The organism is Pseudarthrobacter sp. P1 (assembly GCF_050156935.1).
Classification (GTDB): domain Bacteria; phylum Actinomycetota; class Actinomycetes; order Actinomycetales; family Micrococcaceae; genus Specibacter.
The window spans coordinates 644,796-667,188 of the sequence record NZ_CP189584.1 but is presented as its reverse complement, the minus strand read 5'-3'; the positions used below and the strand labels follow the sequence as shown (position 1 = coordinate 667,188).

The 22,393-nt window shown below is 67.7% G+C and carries 23 protein-coding genes; 16 read left to right on the top strand and 7 right to left on the bottom strand.

Annotated elements, in window-relative coordinates; genetic code table 11:
* Positions 1-12 precede the first annotated feature (12 nt).
* Entirely contained in the window at positions 13-819 is an 807-nt protein-coding gene (locus ACQCSX_RS03045; RefSeq protein ID WP_427017609.1) for a DeoR/GlpR family DNA-binding transcription regulator, read from the bottom strand.
* 92 nt (positions 820-911) lie between these two features.
* Between ACQCSX_RS03045 and ACQCSX_RS03040 the strand changes: the two genes are divergently transcribed.
* Complete coding sequence (locus ACQCSX_RS03040; RefSeq protein WP_427017608.1) at positions 912-1,559, top strand: bifunctional 4-hydroxy-2-oxoglutarate aldolase/2-dehydro-3-deoxy-phosphogluconate aldolase; 648 nt, start codon at positions 912-914, stop codon at positions 1,557-1,559.
* Here ACQCSX_RS03040 and ACQCSX_RS03035 read toward each other — a convergent pair.
* Positions 1,556-2,455 carry an IS5 family transposase gene (locus tag ACQCSX_RS03035; RefSeq protein WP_427017607.1) on the bottom strand — a complete coding sequence of 300 codons (900 nt, stop codon included), beginning with the start codon at positions 2,453-2,455 and terminating at the stop codon, positions 1,556-1,558. The two genes, ACQCSX_RS03040 and ACQCSX_RS03035, sit on opposite strands and share 4 nt — an antisense overlap.
* A 165-nt stretch (positions 2,456-2,620) precedes the next feature.
* On the opposite strand from ACQCSX_RS03035, the gene ACQCSX_RS03030 reads away from it, so the two are divergent.
* The 3 genes from ACQCSX_RS03030 to ACQCSX_RS03020 all read left to right on the top strand — a co-directional run bounded on the left by ACQCSX_RS03030 (position 2,621) and on the right by ACQCSX_RS03020 (position 6,190).
* Entirely contained in the window at positions 2,621-3,856 is a 1,236-nt protein-coding gene (locus ACQCSX_RS03030) for an MFS transporter (protein ID WP_427017606.1), read from the top strand.
* Between the two features lie 75 nt (positions 3,857-3,931).
* Positions 3,932-4,531 (top strand): AAA family ATPase, encoded by a 600-nt coding sequence (locus tag ACQCSX_RS03025; RefSeq protein WP_427017605.1) that lies wholly within the window; start codon positions 3,932-3,934, stop codon positions 4,529-4,531.
* Between the two features lie 81 nt (positions 4,532-4,612).
* Positions 4,613-6,190: an IS1182 family transposase gene (locus ACQCSX_RS03020; protein ID WP_427017604.1), complete on the top strand. Its 1,578-nt coding sequence runs from the start codon at positions 4,613-4,615 to the stop codon at positions 6,188-6,190.
* A 198-nt stretch (positions 6,191-6,388) separates the two neighbouring features.
* Here the strand turns inward: ACQCSX_RS03020 and ACQCSX_RS03015 are convergent, their stop codons facing one another.
* Positions 6,389-9,133 carry a PEP/pyruvate-binding domain-containing protein gene (locus tag ACQCSX_RS03015; protein WP_427017603.1) on the bottom strand — a complete coding sequence of 915 codons (2,745 nt, stop codon included), beginning with the start codon at positions 9,131-9,133 and terminating at the stop codon, positions 6,389-6,391.
* A gap of 181 nt (positions 9,134-9,314) precedes the next feature.
* On the opposite strand from ACQCSX_RS03015, the gene ACQCSX_RS03010 reads away from it, so the two are divergent.
* From ACQCSX_RS03010 to ACQCSX_RS03000, 3 genes are all read left to right on the top strand, one after another.
* Positions 9,315-9,665 carry a hypothetical protein gene (locus tag ACQCSX_RS03010; protein ID WP_427017602.1) on the top strand — a complete coding sequence of 117 codons (351 nt, stop codon included), beginning with the start codon at positions 9,315-9,317 and terminating at the stop codon, positions 9,663-9,665.
* A 68-nt stretch (positions 9,666-9,733) separates the two neighbouring features.
* On the top strand, positions 9,734-10,351 hold the full coding sequence (locus ACQCSX_RS03005) for a hypothetical protein (protein WP_427017601.1): 618 nt from the start codon (positions 9,734-9,736) through the stop codon (positions 10,349-10,351).
* A gap of 123 nt (positions 10,352-10,474) precedes the next feature.
* Positions 10,475-12,055, top strand: a complete 1,581-nt coding sequence (locus ACQCSX_RS03000) for a polysaccharide deacetylase family protein (protein ID WP_427017600.1) — start codon at positions 10,475-10,477, stop codon at positions 12,053-12,055.
* A 150-nt stretch (positions 12,056-12,205) separates the two neighbouring features.
* Here the strand turns inward: ACQCSX_RS03000 and ACQCSX_RS02995 are convergent, their stop codons facing one another.
* From ACQCSX_RS02995 to ACQCSX_RS02985, 3 genes are all read right to left on the bottom strand, one after another.
* A complete protein-coding gene (locus ACQCSX_RS02995) occupies positions 12,206-12,559 on the bottom strand; it encodes a hypothetical protein (protein ID WP_427017599.1) in 354 nt (117 codons plus the stop codon).
* Positions 12,560-12,721: 162 nt separating this feature from the next.
* The gene (locus ACQCSX_RS02990) at positions 12,722-13,024 is read right to left on the bottom strand and encodes a DUF503 domain-containing protein (RefSeq protein ID WP_427017598.1); all 303 of its coding nucleotides are present in this window, start codon (positions 13,022-13,024) and stop codon (positions 12,722-12,724) included.
* An 80-nt stretch (positions 13,025-13,104) separates the two neighbouring features.
* Positions 13,105-13,854 (bottom strand): M50 family metallopeptidase, encoded by a 750-nt coding sequence (locus tag ACQCSX_RS02985; protein WP_427018956.1) that lies wholly within the window; start codon positions 13,852-13,854, stop codon positions 13,105-13,107.
* Positions 13,855-14,000: 146 nt separating this feature from the next.
* On the opposite strand from ACQCSX_RS02985, the gene ACQCSX_RS02980 reads away from it, so the two are divergent.
* The 8 genes from ACQCSX_RS02980 to ACQCSX_RS02945 all read left to right on the top strand — a co-directional run bounded on the left by ACQCSX_RS02980 (position 14,001) and on the right by ACQCSX_RS02945 (position 20,638).
* Positions 14,001-14,495 carry an SRPBCC family protein gene (locus tag ACQCSX_RS02980; RefSeq protein WP_427017597.1) on the top strand — a complete coding sequence of 165 codons (495 nt, stop codon included), beginning with the start codon at positions 14,001-14,003 and terminating at the stop codon, positions 14,493-14,495.
* 163 nt (positions 14,496-14,658) lie between these two features.
* Positions 14,659-15,537, top strand: coding sequence for a hypothetical protein (locus ACQCSX_RS02975; protein WP_427017596.1), 879 nt, complete (start codon positions 14,659-14,661; stop codon positions 15,535-15,537).
* Positions 15,465-16,478 (top strand): PAS domain S-box protein, encoded by a 1,014-nt coding sequence (locus ACQCSX_RS02970; RefSeq protein ID WP_427017595.1) that lies wholly within the window; start codon positions 15,465-15,467, stop codon positions 16,476-16,478. The genes ACQCSX_RS02975 and ACQCSX_RS02970 overlap by 73 nt, the downstream gene beginning before the upstream one ends.
* Complete coding sequence (locus ACQCSX_RS02965) at positions 16,369-17,943, top strand: response regulator (protein WP_427017594.1); 1,575 nt, start codon at positions 16,369-16,371, stop codon at positions 17,941-17,943. Before ACQCSX_RS02970 ends, ACQCSX_RS02965 begins: the two co-directional genes overlap by 110 nt.
* Complete coding sequence (locus tag ACQCSX_RS02960) at positions 17,940-18,851, top strand: GGDEF domain-containing protein (RefSeq protein ID WP_427017593.1); 912 nt, start codon at positions 17,940-17,942, stop codon at positions 18,849-18,851. The genes ACQCSX_RS02965 and ACQCSX_RS02960 overlap by 4 nt, the downstream gene beginning before the upstream one ends.
* A gap of 104 nt (positions 18,852-18,955) precedes the next feature.
* Positions 18,956-19,549, top strand: coding sequence for a sulfite oxidase-like oxidoreductase (locus tag ACQCSX_RS02955; protein ID WP_427018955.1), 594 nt, complete (start codon positions 18,956-18,958; stop codon positions 19,547-19,549).
* 10 nt (positions 19,550-19,559) lie between these two features.
* The gene (locus ACQCSX_RS02950; protein WP_427017592.1) at positions 19,560-20,294 is read left to right on the top strand and encodes an FAD-binding oxidoreductase; all 735 of its coding nucleotides are present in this window, start codon (positions 19,560-19,562) and stop codon (positions 20,292-20,294) included.
* Entirely contained in the window at positions 20,291-20,638 is a 348-nt protein-coding gene (locus ACQCSX_RS02945) for a DUF6510 family protein (RefSeq protein WP_427017591.1), read from the top strand. Before ACQCSX_RS02950 ends, ACQCSX_RS02945 begins: the two co-directional genes overlap by 4 nt.
* Before the next feature lie 21 nt (positions 20,639-20,659).
* On the opposite strand, the gene ACQCSX_RS02940 is transcribed toward ACQCSX_RS02945, so the two are convergent.
* Positions 20,660-21,178, bottom strand: a complete 519-nt coding sequence (locus tag ACQCSX_RS02940; RefSeq protein WP_427017590.1) for an HAD domain-containing protein — start codon at positions 21,176-21,178, stop codon at positions 20,660-20,662.
* A 435-nt stretch (positions 21,179-21,613) separates the two neighbouring features.
* On the opposite strand from ACQCSX_RS02940, the gene ACQCSX_RS02935 reads away from it, so the two are divergent.
* Positions 21,614-22,390, top strand: coding sequence for an ankyrin repeat domain-containing protein (locus ACQCSX_RS02935; protein ID WP_427017589.1), 777 nt, complete (start codon positions 21,614-21,616; stop codon positions 22,388-22,390).
* Positions 22,391-22,393: the final 3 nt, after the last annotated feature.

Below are 22,393 nucleotides of genomic sequence, written 5' to 3'. Positions count from 1 at the left end.
CCGCCGTCGTGCTCAGGAACGCGGGGTGCCCAACGAGGCAAGGTGCACCGTGACACCGAGTTCGGCGATGTTTTCCTGCATTTCCGCCGGCAGCTGCTCGTCCGTGACGACGGCGTCCAGCCGGTCCAGCGGCGCCACGTTGAACTTCGCCACCGCGCCAAACTTGGTGCTGTCCGCCAGCAGGAAGCACTCCGAGGACTGCTCCAGAACGGCAAGCTTGACCTCCACCTTGTCCATGGATGGCGTGGTGATGCCGCGCGCCATGCTCCACGTGCCCGTGCTCAGGAACGCGAGGTCGATGTTGATGGACTTGATGGACTCCGCCGCGATGCGGCCGCAGCTGGAGGCGCTGGAGACGTCCACCACGCCGCCGGTGTGGATGGTCTCCACCTCCGGGTAGGCAAACAGGCTGGTCACCACGTAGAAGTCGGTGGTGACCACTGTGATGTTCTTGCGGCCGCTGATGTACGGCACCACTGACTGGCAGGTGGTGCCGGCGTCCAGGAAGACCACCATGCCGTCCTCGACAAAGCGGGCCGCCACCTCGGCAATGGCTTGTTTCCGGGGCAGCTCCAGCTGTGCGCGGGATTCCCGTTCGCGCGGCGGCTCCTGGCTGGTCCAGTTGGCCAGCCGGACGCCACCGGGGACGGAGACCACCTCGCCCAGCTCCTCGAGCGCCGCGATGTCCCGGCGGACCGTCATGTGGGAGACGTTGATGGCATGCGTCAGATTGCGGATGCTGAGCACGCCCTCGCGGCGCAGCAGGCGCCGGATCTCCTGCTGGCGCTGCTCCGGGATCAAAGGTGGCATGGAACTCATCGGCGGGCTCCTTCTCAATGTCGACATCACAAGCTTAACAAGTTTTCACAGCCTATTCTGATTTGTGAAGATTTGGGGTCGCTTCTTAATCGATGTTAAGAAAATATGAAGTTTTAGAAGCCATTGTTTCCACCGGTGCCCTGCTGATCGCTCGGCTGGGCAGCACCGATGAGGCCTACCGCGTTGCGGAAGCGGCCATCGAGGGCGGCATCCGCGCCGTCGAGGTTCCGCTCACCGTTCCCGGCGCCTTGGGCGTCATCGCCCGGCTCGTCGACAAGTACTCCGACCAGGGCGTCGTCGTCGGCGCCGGCACGGTGCTCGACGCCGAGGCAGCCTTCGCCTCCGTCCAGGCCGGTGCCCGGCCGCTGGTGAGCCCGCAGCTGAACCCCAAGATGATTGCCGCCGCAAACTGCTACCAGGCGGTCACGGCCAGCGGCGCCTTCACCCCCACGGAGGTGCTGAACAGCCTCGAGGCGGGCGCCGACATTGTGAAGCTGTTCCCGGCCGAACTCGGCGGCCCGTCCTATGTCAAGACGATCCTCGCGCCGCTTCCGCAGGCCCCGATCATGCCCTCCGGCGGTGTCACGCCGGACAACGTTGGCAACTGGTTCGGCGCCGGTGTCGTCGCGGTCGGTGTGGGCAGTTTTGTGACAAAGGCCGCCCAGGCCGACGGCGACTACACCAAGGTGGCCCGCGCCGCCGAGATCTTCCTGGCCGCCATAGACAACGCCCGCCGCTAGGGCGTGTCTCCCAATGCGGCGCTCCAGATGACGACGGCGTGCAGGACGGCCGCTGAGCGGTAGGTGAGGGCCAGTTTGTCGTAGCGGGTGGCCAGGGACCGCCATTGCTTGAGGGTGTTGAAGCTGCGCTCGACCACATTGCGCCGTTTGTAGGCGTCCCTGTCGTATCTGACGGGGCGTCCCCCGGCGGAGCCCTTGCGTTTCCGGTTGGCCTTCTGGTCGTCCTTTTCCGGGATAACGCACTCGATGCCCCGCCCGCGCAGGTACGCCCGGATTGCTTTGGAGGAATAGGCCTTGTCGGCCATGGCCCGGTCCGGGCGGGTGCGGGCCCGGCCGGGACCGGGCCTTTCTACCTTCAGGGCCTCCATGAGGTTCTCAAACATCGGCGAGTCCCCGCCCTGGCCCGGCCCCAGCAGCAGGACCAGGGGACGCATGTTGCCATCCACCAGGGCGTGGATCTTGGTGGTCAGCCCGCCGCGGGACCGGCCGATGGCATGGTCCTCAGGCTCGTCGAGCAGATTCTGTAATTCGACAGGTCCCCCTGTGTGGCGGGGCAGGTTCGTGCCGTGCTGGTGGGCACGGTTGACCGTGGAGTCGATCGAGACCTCCCAGTTGATCAGCCCGGCCGTGTCCGCGCGGGTCAGCAACGCCGCCAGGACCTTGTCCCAGGTCCCGTTGGCGGCGTTGCGGCGGTGGTGCTTCCACACGGTCTTCCACGACCCGAAATAGGCAGGGAGATCACGCCATGGGATCCCTGCCCGGTAGCGGTAGATGATGCCCTCGGTCATCAGCCGGTGGTCGTTGAAGGGTCGGCCCGGTTTCCCCGACGAATCGGGCATCAACGGGGCAATGGACTCCCACTGGGCATCGGACAACACGGAATAGCGAGAAGGCACCCATCAATCATGCCAAACCGCAAAACCACTGATTAGGAGACACACCCTAGCGGGCTCTACCACTTTCCACCCCGACAACGACTGTCGTTCAGAACACAAAGGAGTGCACTGCGTGAGCCAAACATCAGCAGAATCCGCCACCACCGAGGCCAAACTCCTCAAGCGGTGAGGATCAGGTGGTTCCTGATTGCCTTGCTCGTCATCGGCGGAATCGTGAACTATCTGGACCGGAACCACCTGAGCATCGCGAACACCACGATTTCCAAGGAATTCGGCCTCAATGCGCTGCAGATGGGGCTGCTGCTGTCCGCTTTCTCCTGGCCCTACGCCATCGCCAACCTGCCCGCGGGCTACCTGGTGGACAAGTTCGGCCCGAAGCGGATGTTCGCCTGGGCGGCCGGGCTGTGGTCGGTCATCTCCATGCTGTCCTCGCTGGCCAACTCGTTCGGCTTCCTCTATGCCGCCCGGGTGGCGTTGGGCATTGCCGAATCGCCGTTCTTCACCTCCGGGCTGAAGGTCTCCGAACGCTGGTTCAACAAGACCGAACGGGCGCTGCCCGTCTCCATCGTGAACACCGGCTCGCAGATCGCCAACGCCATCGCACCGCCACTGCTGACGTTCCTGATGCTGACCATGAGCTGGCACGGCATGTTTGTGGTCATCGGCGCACTGGGCATCATTGTCGCCCTCGTCTGGCTGGGCATCTACCGGGATCCCACGCTCCAAGAGCAGATCCTGATCAAGGGCGCCGAATTCGAGGAGGCCATTCGGCCCAAGGAAAAGCAGGCCAGCTGGGGCGAGCTGCTCAAGCAGAAGAACACCTGGTTCATGGTCCTGGGCGCCTTTGGCATCTTCTACACGGTCTGGGTCTACCTGACCTGGCTGCCCGGGTACCTGCACACCACCCGCGGCTTCAGCCTCAGCCAGACCGGCTGGCTCGCCGCCCTGCCCTTCTTCTGCGGCATCATCGGCGTGCTGACCGGCGGGTTCATTTCCGGCAAGGCCATCGCCCGCGGCATCCCGACCATCACGGCGCGGAAGCTGCCCATCGTGGGCGGGGCCCTGCTGGCTGCCGCCGCCGTGCTGCCCGTGGCCTACGTGGACAGCACGCCGCTGGCGATCACGCTGCTGTCCGTCGGCTACTTTGCGGCCCAGGTGCCCATCGGTGTCCTGTGGACGCTGGCCTCGGACATCGCCGAGTCCAACCAGGTGGCCTCCCTGGGCGCCATCCAGAACTTCGGTGACTTCCTGGGCGCGGCCCTGGCACCGATCGTCACCGGCTACATCCTGAACGAAACCGGCGGCAACTACACCCTGGTGTTCCTGGTGGGCGGCGTGCTCCTGATCGTGGGAGCCCTCTCCTACGGCCTCTTCGTCAAGGACCGCCGGGCCTCGGCCTAGCACCTTGCCGGCTGGCGGGCCGGCCCCCGGCCGGGTCCATACCTCCCACCGCACAAGAGATTGTTGAAGAGCAAAATGCCCAAGGTTTTCTTTGTCATCGGCCCGGCCGGGTCGGGCAAGTCCAGTGTCAGCCAACGCATCGCCGCGCATTTCGGCGCCGCCTACATCGACAAGGACACTGCCACCAGGCGCTTCACGGAGATGCTGCTCCGGATCAATGGGTCCGACGTCAACGAGCGGGACAACAACGAGTTCTACCAGCAGCGGATCCTCCCGCTTGAATACCAGACCATCCTGGATCTGGCCCGCGACAACCTGCTGGCCGGCAACGACGTGGTGCTCGACGCCCCCTTTGGCCGCTTCGTTGCCGACGACGGCTACATCGACGCCATTGCGGCCGTACAGGGCTGGCCTGCGGCGGAGATGGTGGTGGTGCATGTGCGCGTCGACGGCGAGATCGTCCGCCAACGCATCATCGCCCGCGGCTACCCCCGGGATGAGTGGAAGATCAACCATTGGGAGCAGTTCTGGGCCGGTGCCCAGTCCAGCGCCTGCCAGTGGCGCTCGGCCCGCCACGTGGTCTTTGACAACACCCCCGATGCGGCAGGGCGCCTGGACCTGGACACGTTCGTGGCCGAGCTGGATGGCGTACCGGCCCCGCTGGCCGGCGGCTGAGGCCTAGGACTGTGCTGAACAATTTGGGTGGTTTAAGGCGCGCCTGCTGGACTTCGGGTCCTGGTCCTTAAGACTGGATGCATGCAAGGAATTGAAGAGGCCCAGCGCGGGTATTTGGATGTGGAGGCGCTGGCCGGGGAGCTGTTGGCCCCGGGGAGTGCCTACGCGTTTCTGGCCGGGCACCGCTCGGAGCTTTTCCCGGACTCGATGATGGAGGACCTGTTTCCCTCCACCCGGGGCAGGCCCTCGATCCCGGCCGCGGTCATCGGCACCGTCCTGGTCCTGCAGGCCCTGGAGGGTCTCTCGGACCGGGCCGCCGCCGAAGCCTTGACCTTTGACCTGCGGTGGAAGGCCGCCTGCGGGTACGGGCTGACCGAGACCGCGTTCCATCCCACGGCGCTGGTGCATTGGCGCAACCGCCTGCGCGGCAGCAGCAACCCGCACCGCATCACCGAAGCCGTCGCCCAGGTCATCACCGCGACCGGTGTCCTCACCGGCCGGCACCGCCGGGCGGTGGATTCGACCGTGTTCGCCGATGCGGTGGCCCGGCAGCAGGACACCATCACCCAGCTGATTGCCGTGATCCGCCGTTTCGGCAGGGCCATGGAGCACGGGGCCACGCTCATGGCGGTCCATGCCACCTCCTACGATTACTCGCACGTGGGCAAGCCGGACATCGCCTGGGACGACAAGGAAGCGAAGGACGCCCTGGTCTCGGGGCTGGTCACCGACGCCCTGGCCCTGCTTGGCGCGGTGGATCCCGACACCCTGGAAGAAGACTCGCCGCAGGCGCAGGCCTACGTGCTGCTGGCGTTGGTTTCGGGCCAGGACGTGGAGCCGGCCGAGGGTTCCGACGGCACCGACGGGCGGTGGCGGATCGCCCGGAAGGTCGCCCGGGACCGGATGGTCTCCATCGTGGATCCCGAGGCCAGGCACGCGCACAAGTCCCGCTCGGTGATGATGGACGGGTTCAAGGGACACATCATTGCCGAACCGGAAACCGGGCTCTACACCAGCGCCGTGATGACCCGGGCCGCCGGCCCCGGTTCCAGCGACGCGGAGGCCGGAATCGGGCTGGCCGCCGCCGATCCGACCATGAAGGATACGGAGGTTGACTACCAAATGCTTGGCGATTCGGCCTACGGCTCCGGGCCCATGCTCGAACACCTCGACGGGGCCGGGCACCAGGGGCTGGTCAAGCCCAGGCCGCTGCGCCCGGCAGTGCCCGGCGGCTACGACCTGGACGACTTCACCCACGACGAAGCAAAGAACACGCTCACCTGCCCCAAAGGTGAGGTGCGCACCATCAGCGCCAGAGGCAACGTGAACTTCGGCACCGCCTGCAAGGCCTGCCCGCTGCGGGAGAAATGCACCACGGCCAAGGGCGGGCGCAAGGTCGTCATCACCGTCCACCACGCCCGCCAGCGCGCCCACCGGGCCGCCGCCCTCGAGCCCGGGTTCCGGCACGACTACCGGGCCCACCGGCCCCTGGTGGAACGGTCCATCGGCTGGCTGGTCGCCGGAGGCAACCGGGCCCTGAGATACCGGGGAGTTGAAAAGAACAACGCCTGGCTGCAGGTCCGCACCGCCGCGCTGAACCTCCGGCGACTCCTGAAACTGGGCCTCACCCGCCACAACGGGGCCTGGGCCCTGGGATAAGACCCGGAAAGGGCCCCCACCCCGGTCCTGGGCCAAATCCCAGCCGCGGGGAGCCACGAACGGAGGTACAAGGCCCGCAAAAATCACGAACCAGATCTCCGGCGATCAGAAAGGAGACCCCCAGCGGGCCGCCAAAGGCCCCGGAAAGGTGCGACAGCCAAACCCGCGGCCCCGAATTGCCCCTTGTTCAGCGCCCTCCTAGGCATCCTCCGCCTGGCCGGGCGGGGCGGCCGGTGGCCGGCCGCCGTCGTCGTGCTCGACCCTGACGGTGCCCGCATCGCCGTCCACCCGGATGCGCTGGCCGCTGGCCAGCCGCTGCGTTGCCACGCCGGTCCCCAGCACCGCCGGGATGCCATATTCGCGGGCCACGATCGAGCTGTGGCTCAGCGGACCGCCAACATCGGTGACGACGCCGGCGGCCATGGCAAAGAGCGACGTCCAGGCCGGGGTGGTCATCCGGGCCACCAGCACCTCGCCCGCCTGCATCAGCGAAAAGTCCTCCGGACCGCCCAGGACGCGGGCGGCCGCAACCACCTGGCCGGCACTGGTGCCCACCCCGGTGATGGTTTCGCCCTGCTGGTTCTGCGAACCGGCAGGCATCATGGAGCCAAACATCCTCTCCATCCAGCGGTTCTCGGGCAGCAGCTGGGGCGCCGTGGCCCTGCGCTGGCCGCGCCAGAGCATCTTGCGCTGCTCGACGTCGTCGGCCATGGCCGGGCGCTGCGCCCCGCTGATGGCCACCCGGGCGCGGTCGCCGGCCGCCGCGGCATCCGGGCCGGCCAGGCCAAATCCAATGGCGCTCTCCACCTCGCGCCGGTGCAGCCAGAACACATCCGCGGGCTCGGCGACGACGCCGGAGGCCACCAGCCGCCGCCCCAATTCAAGCAGCATCCGCCGGATCAGCGGCCAGGCCAGGCCAATGTCCGCCAGCGCGTCCTCACGGACCGGCGCCGCCCTCTGCGCCCAGCGCAGCAAGCGGCCAAACGTCTTCCCGCGGACCGGATCCAGCCGGGTCAGGATCACGCGGGTGTGCTCCTCGCGCCTGTCGGCGGATGCCTGCTGTCGCTGGTATGGATCCTTCCCGAGTCCGCGCAGGTAGAACTTCAGCGTCTCCAACAGGGCAGAAGGCTCGTCGGCGGGCAGTGGATTGGCGAAGTCGAGGTTGTAGACGGCGTGCCCATACCGCTGAAGGTGCGTCCGGAACCGCTGGGCCCACTCCTGCTCCGCCCCAGCCAGCTCTCCACCAGCCGGCTCCGCCCCAGCCAGCCCTTCCCCGGCCAGTACGGCCCGGGCCAGGTCTGCTGCCGGCGCCGCCAGGAGGGCCGCCGCCAGCCCGGGCTGCGCACGGGTCCACGCGGCCAGGTCGTAGAGCGATTTCTCGGCCCGGATGGGTTCGCTGTCATAGCCCAGCAGGAAGGTGGCGGCCGACGGGTCGCCCGCACGGCGCACCATTTTGTCGTAGAAGGTCCGGAAGGCGATCTCGCTCGAGGCCGCGACCGGGATGACGGACTGCACCGCCGTGTAGTAGGCGGTGCCGGCATCCAGCAGCTCCGAGGCACCCGCCAGCAGCTCCCGGCCGGGCAAGTCCGCCAGCGGTTTCCCCGCCCAGCCGGCCAAGCGGGCCACATAGTGCGGGTGCGAGATGTCCCGCCAGCCCGCCAGGCCCATCCCGGACTGCCCGCGCGCCAGCTTGCCGACGGCGCCGAGCGACTTGCCGATCAACCGCCAGAACCCGGCCGTCCGGTAGTAATAGTAGGCATAGCCGTTGATGGTGGGCAGGCCCAGATCGCCGTCGTGCAGGGCACTGGTGCCAAAGGCCTGGGCCAGCAGGCCGTTCAACGACCGGGTCACGGAGGGGTCAATGAGGTCCGCGAACAGGGGCGTCAGCGGGTCCGGCAGCTGTTCCACGATGCTGGCCCGGAAATACATCCCCTGGGGGTAGGGCACCGGCCACTGGCTGGGCACCTCCCCCACGGGCTCGGGCAGCGCCGTGATGGGCCGGGACTGCACGATGAAGAATTCCCCGCCCGCCCGCGCCCACTCCACGTCCTGCGGCACGCCAAAGTGCGCCTGGATCGCCTCGCCGCACCGGGCCAGCGCGGCGGCGGCAACGTCGTCGAGCACCGGTTGCCAGCGCTTGGGCAGCGGCACCGGCTGCTCCCTGGTGCCCTCCCGGGCGTACACGGTCATGACCGTTTTCTCGGCCGTCCGGCGGGAGAGCACACGGCCCGTGCCGGCCGCCAGGACGACGTCGTCGGTGCTCACGGACCCGCCCACCACCGATTCCCCCAGCCCCCAGGCGGCGGAGACCATGATTTCGTTCCGCCGTCCATTGGCCGGATTGGCGGTGAACAGAACGCCCGCAGCGTCGGCCTCGACCATCGCCTGGACCACCACCGCCAGGCGGACGGTGGCCGCGTCAACACCCTCCCGGTCCCGGTAGGCCATGGCCCGCGCGGTCCACAGCGAGGCCCAGCAGGCCACGACGGCCGCGGCCACGGCAGCGTCGCCGCGGACGTTGAGGAAGGTGTCCTGCTGCCCGGCGAAGCTGGCCAATGTCAGGTCCTCGGCGGTGGCCGAGGAGCGCACGGCCACGGCCAAGTCCCCGCCGCCCCCCGCATCCCGGCACAACTGCTGGTAGGCCGCGGAGAGCTCGGCGGCAATGGCCGGGGGCAGCACGCCGCGGCCAAACAGTGCCGCAATCCCCGCCGACGCCGTGCCATATGCCTGCGGTGCCGCACCAGACGGCACAGCGGCCAGTGCGGCGATGTCCGCGGCCAGGGAGTTGGCCTCCACAAAGTCCGCATAGGCGGAGGTGCCCAGCACAAAGCCGGCGGGGACCGGCAGCCCGGCCCGGGCCAGCTCCCCCAGATTGGCCGCCTTGCCGCCCACCAGGGCGGCGTCGTTGCTGCCGACGGTGTCGAAGTTGTTAATGTAGGCCACGGCTGTGCACCTTCCCGTCTCCGCACCGCCTGTGCCGGCGCGCTGTTCCACCAGTCTGGCACCCGGACGGGTGGGACCCTAAGGCCATCGCGGCGCCAGCCGGCCACGGTCGATGCCGGCAGCAGAAATCCCTTCCCCGAAGTTCCCGCACCCTTGCCGCGGCCCCTCCGGAGGCCTAGCGTTGACCGCATCAGAATCCGCCACCAACATCGGAGCCGTCATGGCCGGGTTTGTCCAGATCATTGAATTCCAGACCTCGCGGATCGAGGAGATCCTCGCCCTGGGCCGGCCGTCGCAGACCGAGGGCGAGACGCCACCCACCTTCCGCCGAGTCCTGGCCACAGCCGACCGGGACCATCCCGGGACCTATTTCACCATTGTCGAGTTCGATTCCTACGAATCGGCCATGGAAAATTCCAACCGGCCCGAAACCTCGGAGTTTGCGGCCACGATGGCCAGCCTCTGCGACGGGCCGCCGGTGTTCCGCAATCTGGATGTCCAATGGGACACCGCCGACGAGCCCGCCGGGTAGCCGGAGCGCAGCAGCTCCGGCGTCGACCGGCAGGCTCCGCCCGTACAGACTGAAAGGGAGTGCCAGCCATGCTCAGCGGTGCCTTGGCCATCGCCATTTCGGCCCTCACCACATGGGCGGTCGGTACCTCGTGGCTGCACAAGCGCGATCCGGACAGCAGTTTTTGGTACGGTTTTGCCGGCCTGTGCCTACTGGCCCCGGCCCTGCTCATTCCCACGGTCCAGCGCCCGCCGGACGGCGTGCTGCTGATCGCTCTGTCCGCCGCGGCCGCGGGCGCAACCGCCGCTGCGCTGCACCGGCGCGAGCTCCGGCTGGCCCACCTGGAGCTCGCGGCCCGGCACGATGCAATGGTGGCCCGTTGGGCGCGCTACGAGCTGGATCCTGGCCGGCAGATCGATTTCCCCGCCATGGTCGATGTCCGCGTTCCCGAGACGGCGGCCATGATCCGTGCGTTGGCCGAGGCTGAGCTGTGGCGCCGGGCGCCGGTAACAGTGCGCACCACCGGGGCCGCCGGTGACGGGTATGGCCCGGCAGTGGCCCGGCTGGAGTCGGCCGTCGCCCGGGCCGAGGCCGGCGCCATCGCAGCGCTGGATGCCCCTATCCCAGTAGCCGTGGGAACCAATGGAGTAGTCCCCCGCAATAGTCAGGTGCCATCCACTCAAGACAGCAGCGCCTGCGCCCTCTAGCCTCGACTCTGGGCCGTATCTTCGGCCACAGGTAGGGGCGCGTGCGTTGGTTGTCGGCGGCGCACGGTGCCCAGCACCCGCGACAACCAGGCTAGAAAACGCTAGAACACCAGGAGGCACCCGATGCGGTCCCCAACACTCATGCCATGGACGAAAGCGGTGCGGCCCGCCGCACGGTTCGGCGACACCCTCGGCGCCGCCAGACGGTGGCTGCGCTGGACGGCGTTGGCAGCCGTCGCGGCCATGGTGGGTGTCGCGCTCCTGGGGGTTTCGGTGCCCACGCGTGCCACGGCAGCCGCCAAGACCATCGTCAGCCTGACCTTCGACGATGGCAATGACAACCAGATGGCGGCCGAGCAGGTGCTCAAGGCCCACGGCCTCGTCGGCACGTTCTTCATCACCACCAGCTGGATCGGCCAGCCGGGTTGGCTGACCCGGGCCCAACTGCAAACCATTGCCGCCGATGGCAACGAAATTGGCGGCCACACCGTAACCCATCCGATGCTCACCACCGAGACGGCCGCGGCCGCCAAGGCGGAGGTCTGCGACGGGCGCACCACGCTGGCCAGCTGGGGCTTCAACGCGGTGAATTTTGCCTACCCCTTTGCCGATGAGAACGCCGCGGTCGAGAAGATTGTGAAGGACTGCGGCTTCGCCAGCGCCCGAAGCCTGGGGGACATCCGCTCCCCCGCGAGCTGCCCGGCATGCCCCTTCGCCTCGCCCCTGCCCCCGGCCAATCCCTATGCCACCGAGGCACCGGACGAGGTGGACAGCACGTGGACGATGCAGAACCTGCAAAGCCTGGTGACCAATGCCGAGACAACGGGTGGTTGGCTGCAACTGACGTTCCACCACATCGCCGTTGGCACCGACCCTACCCTGACCATCAGCCCAACACTGTTCGAACAATTCATCGTGTGGCTGGCGGCGCGGACGGCCAATGGGACAACCTCCGTCCAGACCGTTGCCCAGGCGCTGGGGCAGAAATCAACGCCGGCGCCGCCCCAGCCGCCGGCCCAACCGGCGCCGCCGACCCAACCGGCCCAACCGCCGGCCGCCGCAACCAGCGCCATAGCCGCCTCGGTGGCCGCCAATCCAGGTCTGGGCGCGTCGAGCGGTCCCATCGCCTACCCCTTGACGGGCGGTGGGGCATCGCAAACGTTCGCGAACGGTGCCGTCTACTGGTCCGCCGCGACGGGAGCGCACACAGCCGTCAACGGCATCCGGCAGCTCTGGTCAAGGTACGCGTACCAGGCCGGCCGGCTGGGCTATCCCAGCACCGATGAAATCGGTGGACTGCGCAATGGCGGCGTGTACCAGATGTTCCAGGGCGGAGCCATCATCTGGTCCCCGGCCAGCGGGGCCCACATCTCCGTTGGTGGCATCCGGCAAACCTGGTCACAGGTCGGCTTTGAGAACGGACAGCTGGGCTATCCCACCACCGATGAAATCGGTGGGCTGCGCAACGGCGGCATCTACCAGATGTACCAGGGCGGAGCCATCATCTGGTCCCCCGCCACCGGATCGCACGTCTCCATGGGCGGCATCCGGCAAACCTGGGCATCGACCGGACTCGAGAATGGCCGGCTCGGCTACCCGACCAGCAACGAGTATGCCATCGCTGGCGGCGGCGTGGCCCAGGACTACCAGGGTGGCAGGATCCTGTGGACTCCGGCGCTCGGCAGCCGGATCACCTACAACTGACCCTTGGTTGCTGCCAGCCGTTGGGCCTGCCCGGAGGAATCCGGCCAGGCCCAACGCATTCTCCAATGACGGCACGCGGATGGCTGCCCCTGCCGGCAGTGCGCGCACTGGTGCCTCGAACGCCCGGCTGGAACCCGGATCCGGCCGGTCTCACACCTGGGCGGCAAGCCCGCGCTGGGTCAGGCTCAGGTACACGGTTGTCCCCTCAACCCGATCGATGACATCTGCCGCAGCGTAGGAGTCGCGGGCCAGGAATCCATGGCCGTCAATCTTGATGTAGCCCGAGTGGAAGAGCCGGCGCGCCATCTCCTCGGGAACCTTCGGCTCCGCCCCGAGCAGGGCGCTCAGCCCCATGTTGATCAGGTCCTGCTGGGAAGCGGTGACAGCCTCCTCGAACACTTCAGCCTTCGGATTGGGCGCAGCGATGCGCTCGACCTTGCCGATTTCCTTTCCCGCTACATCAACAACCCGCATGCCCTTCGACACGGATTCCAAGATGCCCATGTCCGTCCTCCTCAACTCGCCTGCACGGCCGCTCCATCAGCGGGCCCGGCGGGGCCGCCGGTCTCGCTTCCAGGACAATTTCATTAACGGCACCACTGCCTGCCACGGTCAAGAGGCAGCTGGGGCAGGTATTTGCCCCGGCAGAGGCCGCCGGGTGCGCACCTATGGCCAGTCGTCGCCGCTGTTGGCCAGCGCCCGCCTGGCACTGAGCAGTTCCACTTCGGGGTGGCCGGCAACGAGGCGCTCGGCGGCATCGAGGACCTCCACCAGATGTGCGCGGGCCCCGGCGGCCATGGCAACGCCAATCTGGGCGCGGCGCAGCAGGTCCTGGCTGCCGGTCTCCGCTGCGGACACGTCAAAGCGCCGGCGCAGCTCGTTGACCAGCGGGCGCACCACGGAGCGCTTTTCCTTCAGCGAATGGACCTCGCCCAGCAGCACATCGAATTCGATCCAGCCGATCCACATGGGTGGATCTTCCCCCCGCCCGGGCCGGTGCGGCAATGCCTGCCGCACCGGCGGGCAGGAAACGTCCCCGCCGAATATTGCTAGGCGGCGGCCATCCCCCATAGCTGGCTGCCCGAAAACACCGCACAGCCGGCAATGACTGCGGCAAAGCCGGTGAGCCACAGAAAGGACGGGATCCCGGTGCTGCGCGCCAGAATGTACGCGTCCGACGTCGCCAGCTGGCTCCTGCGCCGGGTGTGGACAGCTGCGACCTTGGCCAAGTCGCGCACCGAGCCAACCCCCAACGCGATGCCCAACGCCAGGACCACGTGGCTGACGGCCTGCGGGGTCGCGAAGATGACCAGCAACTGCGCAACGGCGGCGCTGCACAACGCCACAAGGATGCCTGTGGCGTTCCGCAGGAACACCAGCGCCACCAACAGCACCAGCGCGCCGACGGACATGGCCGCCCCGGACCAGCCCGCAGAGACGGACCAGACCAGTGCCGCACCCACCGCGGCCGGGGCCGGATAGCCCCAAAAGCCTGACCATGCCGCACCGGCTTTCCCGCGCCCGCTGCTGACCAGCTGCCCCGAATGGTCAAGCCCAATCCGGAGTCCGTGCACCATGCGCCCCGTCATGAGCGCGGCAAACGCATGGCCGAGCTCGTGCACAAACGTCACGTACAAACCAAACCAGCGCCACGTCATCCGCGGGATGCTCAGCGCAATGGCCGCGGCAACAATGCCCAGCAGCACCGGTGCCGGGACACTGGGGATGTCCGCCCGGACAAACCCCCTCAGCACTGCCTGCCACCAGTCCGCGGCCAGTTGGTCGGCTTCCAATTCCATCGTCATCACCGTGGAATCCTACGGAAGAAGCCTGTGAGAAGCTCCCAGCCTGTGGCCGCCCGGCGCAAGGGCCACGGCACACCCGCCAGCCCCGGGCGGTGCACCGGCGGTCTTGAAGGCGGGCCACCGCTGGCGCACAATGGGGCATGCGCGGACGCCTTTTCGACCTGCACTCCATCTGGACCCTTCCAGCCAGCCAGCAGGATGTCTGGGACATCATCGCCGATCCGGACATGGGTTGGCCGGCGTGGTGGCCCCATTGCACCTTCGCCAAGCCCCTGGCCCGGCAGCAACCGCACGACGATACGCCGTCGGGCATCCTGCTGGCGACCACGGCGACGCTGGATTTCAAGTCATCTCTTGGCTACACACTCACCGTTTCGATCCATCCCACGAGGGCCGATGCGCCGCACACCCTCGAGTTCGATGCCAGCGGCCATCTCGAGGGCACCGGCCGCGTTCTGCTCGGCCCGGCCACCGATGGCGGGACCGAAATGGGCATCGAGTGGCGGGTCCACCCGACCCAGGGCTGGATGGTCGCGCTGACCCCGCTCGCGGCCCCGGCATTCACCGGCGCGCACGACCACCTGATGCGGGAGGGCCAACTAGGCCTGCGGGCCGCACTTTCCCGGGCCGGATGAGGTCCTGATGGCTTGCACAGCGCGGCTGCCCGGCCGGTCCGGCAGCGTCGCCTAGACTCGGGGAATTGGCCACGATCCGCCAGGAGCCAGCGCCGCCGTCTTGGGAGGGTCTAGATTGTTTGCAGTTCGTGGCCGCACATATGCTTGGCCGAACCGTCCACCGGTGCGCCTTCGCTGGCCGATCACCGCGGCGGTTCTCGCCGTTGCCGTCGTTGCCGCCTGTCTCAGCGCGGCACCGGGGACGCCGTCGGCCCAGGCCGGTGGCGATTTTGCCATCCTGTGCGCCGCCCTGGCGGCCTCGGCAAGCTGTGCGTTCGCCGCCCGGTGCCGGCGCGCAGATGCCCGGGCCTGGTCGATCCTGGCGCTGGCGACGCTGCTCTGGGCCGCCGGGCAATCGGTGTGGACCTACTACGGGCTCGCGCGGAACCACGACTATCCCTTCCCGTCGCTGGCCGATGCCGGCTTTCTCGGCTACGCGGTGCCCGCGGCCATCGCACTCTTTTCGTTTCCGCGTCCGGCCGCATCCCGGGTGACGTTGATGCGCACCGTCCTGGATGCGGCGGTCATTTCCGGCGCCGTCCTGTTCATCAGCTGGGATACGGTGCTGGGGCCGATGTTCAAATCCTGGCGCCAGGGCGTGCTCGGCCAGCTCACGGGGCTCGGCTACCCCATCGTCGATGTAGTGGTGACCTCGCTGGTGCTGGTGCTGGCGATGCGCAGGATCCCCGGCGAACGGCTGCCCTGGCTCTTCCTGGGCGGCGGGCTCCTCACGCTCACCTTCACCGACAGCGTCTACGCCAAGCTGACGTTCGACGGCGTCACGGGCGTCACCGGTACGCCCCTGGCGGCAGGCTGGGTGGCGGCCTTCCTGCTGATCGCCCTGGCGCCCCTGGCCCCCATGGGGCCGGGTCGCAGACCGACCGGCGGGCCTACACGCTGGCCCTGGAACTGTTGCCGTACGTCCCCGGCGTGGGCGCCGTCGTCGTGTCCTTTGTCCTCTCCGGCGAGGGCGCCGACCCCTTCTTCCTGCTCAACGGGATGATCGTGCTGGTCCTGGTGGTCGTGCGCCAGGTGTTGATCGTCTTTGAAAACGTCACCCTGACGGCCGACCTCGAACACAAGGTCGCCGTGCGGACGGCGGAGCTGGAGGGGCTCGCCGCGATCGTCAACTCAAGCGCCGACGCCATCGTGGGCACCGGGCCGGATGGAGCCATCACCAGCTGGAACCACGGCGCCGAACGGGTGTATGGGTATTCCACTGCGGAGGCGATGGGCCGGCAAACGGCATTCCTCATCCCGTCCCACCTCCGCAGCGCCGAGGCGGCCGTGCTTGAATCGGTGCGGGCGGGCGGAATCGCCCGCAGCTATGAGGCGGACCGGGTGCGCAAGGACGGGTCCATCGTCCCCGTGTCGGTGACCGTCTCGCCCATCCGGGGCGAACTCGGCGTCCGCGGCATCGCGGTCATCGGACAGGACATCACGGAGCGGCGGGCCGCCGAGGCCGCGCTGTCGAGCGCCCGGGAAGCGGCGCTGGAATCGAGCCGCCTCAAGTCCGAATTCCTTGCGACGATGAGCCACGAGATCCGGACACCCATGAACGGCGTCGTCGGCCTGACCACCTTGCTGTTGGACACGCCGTTGGACCAGATCCAGCGGCAATATGCCCGGGGGGGTCCAGGGCGCGGCCGAGGCGCTGCTGGCGTTGATCAACGACATTTTGGATTTCTCCAAACTGGAGGCCGGGAAGATCGATTTGGACGTCGTGGCCTTCGATCCACGTGTCCTCGTGGAGGAGGTCGCCGGCCTGCTAATCGAGACGGCCCGCGCCAAGGGGCTCGAACTCATCGCCTACTGCCGGGCCGAGGTGCCGGCCATGCTGGCCGGCGATGCGGGCCGGATCCGGCAGGTGCTGCTGAACCTGGCCTCGAACGCCATCAAGTTCACCGAATCCGGGGAGGTCATCATCCGGGTGCACCTCCTTGACGGGGACGCGGGCCGGGCCATTGTGCGTTTCGACGTGCGGGACACCGGGATCGGCATCGACCCGGCAGACCACGGGCGCCTGTTCGAATCGTTTTCGCAGGCCGACGCCTCCACCACCCGCAAATACGGCGGAACGGGGCTTGGGCTGGCGATCTCGCGGCGCCTGACCGAGGCCATGGGCGGTGAAATCGGAGTGGCGAGCGGCGTGGGCGAAGGCAGCACCTTCTGGTTCTGGCTCGCGCTCGCCCCGGCACACGGCACCGAAGCCGTGGCCACCCTGGATCCTCTTGCGGGGCTTCGGGTGCTGGTCGTGGATGACAATGCGACAAACCGGCTGGTCCTGCAGTCCCAGCTGACCTCGTGGCGGATGGCTCCGGAGGTTGTCGAGGACGCGCCAACGGCCCTTCAGCTGTGCCGTGCCGCCGCCGCCGGCAGGCCCTTCGACATCGCCGTACTGGACATGTGCATGCCGGAAATGGATGGCCTTGAGCTGGCGCAGGCGATCACGGCCGATCCTGCGCTGGCAGCCACGGCCCTGATCATGCTGACGTCCTCCTCCCGCGTCGACGGCGTCGAATTGGCAGCCGCCGGCATCCGGGAGTGGCTGACAAAACCCGTGCGCAGTTCGGAATTCTACGACCGCCTCATGCGCCTAATGTCCGGGACCGCCCGTCCGGCGGCCATGGTCCGCACCATCCCCGACAGGGCGGGCCAGCCCTCGCGGGGACGCGTCCTGATCGTGGAAGACAACGAGGTCAACCAGCTGGTGGCCCGGGAAATGGTCAGCAAGCTCGGCTATCGGGTTGAGGTGGTGGCCAATGGGTTCGACGCCGTCGCGGCAACCGGCACCGCGCACTTTGACGCCATTCTGATGGATTGCCACATGCCCGTCATGGACGGATTTGAGGCAACCAGGGCCATCCGTGCCCGGGACGGGCCCACCGGCCGGCTGCCCATCATTGCCATGACCGCCGGGGCACTGGATGAGGACCGCCAGCGCTGCCTGGCCGCAGGCATGGACGACTATCTGGCCAAGCCCGTGGACTACTCCGCCCTCGATGCGACCCTCGCCCGCTGGGTGGGTGGAACACCGTCCGGACCCTCGGAGGCCGCTGCCGTCGACCCGGCACGGCTGGAGGTCCTGCGCAGCCTGGGACCGGCGGACGGGCTGGGGCTCCTGCCCGCGGCCGCCGAGGCGTTCCGCAGCGATGTGCCCGGCAGCCTGGCCACCCTGCGCGATGCGCTGGCCGGCGGCCAGGGCGATGTGCTGGCCCGCGCTGCCCACAAGCTCAAGGGCGCGGCCGCCAACATTGGCGCCGCCGCCGCAGCCTCGATCTGCGCGGAGCTGGAATCCCTAGAGCACGGCGCCCACCCCGGATCCGGCACGGACCTGCTGGACAGGCTCGAAGCGGAGCTTGGCCGGGTGGACACGGCCCTTGAGCTTGCCATGGCCGTGGCGCCATGAAGGTCCTTGTTGTCGACGACGACCGCGGATCGCTGCTGGTGGCGCAGGCGGCCGTGGTGGCGTCCGGGCACGAATGCATCGTTGCCGTGGACGGTGATGCCGCCTGGCGGCTCTACCAGGAGCATCGGCCGCAGGTCGTGGTCAGCGATTTGATGATGCCCGGGCTCGACGGGCTGTCCCTGTGCCGGGCCATCCGTGCCGCCGAATCGGACTCCTACACGTACCTGGTGCTGTTGACCTCGCACGGGGCGCGGGACGATGTCCTGGCGGGCATGGAGGCCGGTGCGGACGACTACGTGGCCAAGCCCCTTGACCCGTTCACCTTGCGTACGCGGCTTCTGGCTGCCCACCGGGTGACCTCGCTCCATGCCGAAATGGCCGGATACCGCCGTGCCTTGGCCGAACAGGCACGCACCGATCCACTGACCGGACTGCACAATCGGTTGAAACTGTCCGAGGACCTGGCTGCGTTCGAAAGCCGCAGCGAACGCTATGGCCACGACTACGCCCTGGCGATCTGCGATGTGGACAATTTCAAGAGCTACAACGACATCTATGGCCACCCAGCGGGCGATGCGGCCCTGCAGGCGGTCGCGGCACAACTGGCCGCCCATGCGCGGGCCAGCGACGGCGTCTACAGGTATGGCGGAGAGGAATTCCTTGTCCTGCTCCCGGGCCAGTCGCGGAAGGGTGCGGTGGTCTTGCTGGAACGCTTCATGACCGCCATCCAGGCACTCGGCATCATCCACAGCGGCGGCACCACCGGTGTTCTCACCATGAGTGCCGGTGTCTCCGCATGGCGGCCGGACCGGCGGGTCGGCCGCGACCAGCTGCTCAAGGAAGCCGACACGGCCTTGTACCAGGCCAAGACCGCCGGCCGGAACACGGTGGCCGTCCACGGGTCCTAGCGGTGTCCCTCGATTGTCCTTTTGCCTAGACCCGCTCCTGCCGTTGCCCTATCGTGGGAGGACCGATCACAGTCGACCGGTGGGCTCCGCATCGGAGGTACATGATGGGAATCATCTCGTCTGGTTTTCATGGAAAACGGCACACCGGCAATCCAGCGCTGCCACCGGGCCAACATGATACGGGCGACTTTCCCGTGCTGACGGCAGGCCCTGCACCCGCGCTCGCCACCGGGGACTGGGAATTCTTCATTGCCACCGAGGCGGGGCGGCACCATGCCTGGTCCTGGGATGCGTTCATGGCGCTGCCGCAGGTCGATATCCGGACCGACATTCATTGCGTCACCAGCTGGTCCAAGTTGGGCACCTCGTGGCGCGGGGTCTCCCTGGACACGTTGTTCGAGCAGGTGGAAACAACGTCCGGCTTCACAATGGCCCACTCCTACGACGGATATACAACCAATATCACCCTGGCGGACCTTCTGGACGGCCAGGCATGGGTGGCCTGGGAATTCGACGGCGAGCCACTGGAACGGGCCCACGGCGGACCTGCCCGCCTGCTTGTACCCCACTTGTACTTTTGGAAGAGTGCGAAGTGGATCAATGGCATAGAGCTGATGCGGGACGACAGCCCGGGGTTCTGGGAATCCAACGGCTACCATATGAACGGCGACCCGTGGCGCGAAGAACGCTACTCATGAGGCGGGACGCATGAGCACCCTGTGGCGTGTCGCCGACGTCGTCAGCGGCGTTCCCGAAACGGAAACGTCCAGAACCATCGGGCTTCGGGTGGACGGGTTGAACGGCAACCTCGCCGGCCAGCACATCGACATCCGGCTCACGGCAGAGGACGGGTACACGGCAGTGCGGTCCTACTCCGTGGCGAGCGCTGGCATGGACGAAATCCTAGAGATCACTGTCGACGAATTGGCCAACGGTGAGGTCTCCCCCTATCTGGTCAGGGAGCTGGCGGTCGGGGACCAATTGGAGATCCGGGGCCCCGTCGGCGGCTGGTTCGTCTGGCGGCCCTCGGACACGAACCCGGTCCAGCTGATCGCAGGAGGATCCGGCATCGTGCCGCTGATGTCCATGATCCGCGCGCACGAGGCGTCTCAGAACCCGTCCCAGTTCCGGCTGCTGTACTCGCTCAAATCCCCAGAGGCAGGGTTCTATCGGGGGGAGCTGCGCACCTTGGGCCAGGAATCGCCCAAACTCACCGTCGACTACGTCTATACACGCACCGTGCCGCTGGGCTGGCCACGTGCGCCCCAACGGCTCACGGCAGAAACGCTGTTGGCAAGCATCCTGCCGGCGGACGCCGCGCCCGACATCTTCATCTGCGGCCAGACAATATTTGTCGAAACGGTCGCGGAATGGCTCGTGCAGGCGGGCTATCCGGCCTCGATCAAGACCGAACGCTTCGGCGGAACGGGAGGAACCCGGTGACGGGCAGGCACAGCTCCACCTCTCCGGGACCCGAGGATCCGCGCCACGAGGACCAGGACATCGCCGCCATCGCGGGCAATCCAATACCCCACCTCGACGGAAACGCGGCAGCGGGACCGTTGGGGGAACTGTTCCGCATCGACATCATCGCAGCGATCGGACGGTGCAAGCACTGCGGCGCTGTCGGCGCCTTTGGGGAGACAGCGGTCTATGCCGACGCCCCGGGAATCGTGGTGCGCTGCAGCTCCTGCCAAGGCGTGCTGCTGCGCCTTGTAGAGACTCCCACCCGGTTCTGGCTCGACATCAGCGGACTGAGCTATCTGCAGATCGACCGCGAGGCCTAGGGCGGCAGACCGGTAGTCCTGTTAAGCCATGGCCCCCGGCCGGGGTGCCAGAAATTCCTTGATGGCGGCGACGTCGGCCCGAGTCAGGCCCCGCCGCGGGTCAGGCGAGATCCCCAGCATCCGCTCCCCCAGCATTGCCGCCCAGGCCATGGCCGGACCCTCGTAGCCAAGCTGGTCATCAATCCAGACGGCCCGGTCGGGGGCGCTGGCCTCGATGTCGCGCTGGATGGCCTCCAGCTTCCACCACTCGAGCCCGGGATCCGCGTCTACACTGCCCAGCACCGGCCAGGTGTGGCCGTCCAGCCCGATAGCGGGACACAGATACCTGGGGGCGAGCTCTTCCCAGCTGGTCAACCAGACGAAGCGGACGCCGGGGTGGCGAGAGATCCGGTTGAGCTCGCGCACCAGTTCCGCGGCAAACATGACCTCAAGCGCTCCGGCATCGCCGTACTGCCACTTCGTGCCCCAATCGGTAGTTCCCCGCGGGCCAAATGGGCTGACGACGCCATCCACGTCCAGATAGATCGAGATTTCATCCACGATATTCTCAACCAGCTCTCGGCTGCGCCAATTCCAATTTCGGTCTGCTACACTTGCAAATGCCGGGAGAGCGTATAATCGCAGTACTGCGCCGATCCGCTTCACGCTTCACATCGTCGAGGAAATTCCGTTGAGGACATTCATGGATCGGCACGTCCCGCGTTCCACGAGAAGCGCTGGCGAGCTCCCCTCCCTTGCGCCCCGCCATGGCGTGGTCGGCAGGCACGGGGAACGCCTTTTCACCGCTGGTTGACAGCCCCACCACACCAACAGGCACCTCCGTTCGGCGGAGGTGGCCACGCGCTGGCAACCTTCGGTCATTGATGGCTCCGTCCGCCCGGTCGTGCCCTCCGGTGGCCTTGCATGTGCCACCGCCGGTTCCGGTCCAATGGCGAAAATCAGCGCAATTCAGGCAGCACACCTGGGGGTATTGAAATGATTGATATTGCGGACCCGCCCACCGAGGACATGGTCCAGGCAATCCACACCGGCCAACTTCCCATCGTCAAGGGTCTCCTGCACGACAACCCGGCAATGGCCACCACCAGATTTGGCACGCGGGATCCGCATGGGGTGGCACTGACACTCCTGCACGTGGCCACGGACCCGCCGGGCCACTATCCGCACTGCGCCGAGACGATCGCAGTGCTTGCCGCAGCGGGGGCGGAAGTGAGCGCCCCTTGCACAGGCCCCTTCCCGGAAACCCCCTTGCACTGGGCCGCGTGCTGCAACGATGTTGAAGCGCTCGATGCCCTGCTCGATGCCGGTGCCGACATTGAGGCGCAGGGGGCGTCGTACGACGGCGGCACCCCGTTGGCGGACGCCGTCGGGCTGGGGCAGTGGCAGGCCGCCCGGCACCTCATCGACCGCGGCGCGCGCACGACGCTGGGGCAGGCCGCAGCATTGGGACTGCGGCACCGCATCCTCGATTGCTTCCCGGATGCCTCCCCACCGGCCCAGGAAGAGCGCAATGCCGGGTTCTGGTATGCCTGCCATGGCGGGCAATTTGTGGCTGCGGTCTACCTCCACGGCCAGGGAGCGGAACTCGATTGGCGGCCGCCCTGGACGGAGTTGACGCCATTGGACGCGGCCCGGCGTCACCATGCCCGCGATCTGGTCCGTTGGCTGCTCGGCCTGGGTGCTCGTTCCGCCGCGGAACTGGAATCCAGGAGCCGCAGGATTCCCGCCGCCATGGAATCCAGGCGGGGCTGACGG

Bases quoted from the DNA above. Each gene is read 5' to 3' on its own strand.
- ACQCSX_RS03045 (WP_427017609.1), bottom strand. From the start codon at position 819: ATGAGTTCCATGCCACCTTTGATCCCGGAGCAGCGCCAGCAGGAGATC.
- ACQCSX_RS03040 (WP_427017608.1), top strand. From the start codon at position 912: ATGTTAAGAAAATATGAAGTTTTAGAAGCCATTGTTTCCACCGGTGCC.
- ACQCSX_RS03025 (WP_427017605.1), top strand. From the start codon at position 3,932: ATGCCCAAGGTTTTCTTTGTCATCGGCCCGGCCGGGTCGGGCAAGTCC.
- ACQCSX_RS03020 (WP_427017604.1), top strand. From the start codon at position 4,613: ATGCAAGGAATTGAAGAGGCCCAGCGCGGGTATTTGGATGTGGAGGCG.
- ACQCSX_RS03005 (WP_427017601.1), top strand. From the start codon at position 9,734: ATGCTCAGCGGTGCCTTGGCCATCGCCATTTCGGCCCTCACCACATGG.
- ACQCSX_RS03000 (WP_427017600.1), top strand. From the start codon at position 10,475: ATGCGGTCCCCAACACTCATGCCATGGACGAAAGCGGTGCGGCCCGCC.
- ACQCSX_RS02995 (WP_427017599.1), bottom strand. From the start codon at position 12,559: ATGGGCATCTTGGAATCCGTGTCGAAGGGCATGCGGGTTGTTGATGTA.
- ACQCSX_RS02990 (WP_427017598.1), bottom strand. From the start codon at position 13,024: ATGTGGATCGGCTGGATCGAATTCGATGTGCTGCTGGGCGAGGTCCAT.
- ACQCSX_RS02985 (WP_427018956.1), bottom strand. From the start codon at position 13,854: ATGGAATTGGAAGCCGACCAACTGGCCGCGGACTGGTGGCAGGCAGTG.
- ACQCSX_RS02980 (WP_427017597.1), top strand. From the start codon at position 14,001: ATGCGCGGACGCCTTTTCGACCTGCACTCCATCTGGACCCTTCCAGCC.
- ACQCSX_RS02965 (WP_427017594.1), top strand. From the start codon at position 16,369: ATGCTGGCCGGCGATGCGGGCCGGATCCGGCAGGTGCTGCTGAACCTG.
- ACQCSX_RS02960 (WP_427017593.1), top strand. From the start codon at position 17,940: ATGAAGGTCCTTGTTGTCGACGACGACCGCGGATCGCTGCTGGTGGCG.
- ACQCSX_RS02955 (WP_427018955.1), top strand. From the start codon at position 18,956: ATGGGAATCATCTCGTCTGGTTTTCATGGAAAACGGCACACCGGCAAT.
- ACQCSX_RS02950 (WP_427017592.1), top strand. From the start codon at position 19,560: ATGAGCACCCTGTGGCGTGTCGCCGACGTCGTCAGCGGCGTTCCCGAA.
- ACQCSX_RS02935 (WP_427017589.1), top strand. From the start codon at position 21,614: ATGATTGATATTGCGGACCCGCCCACCGAGGACATGGTCCAGGCAATC.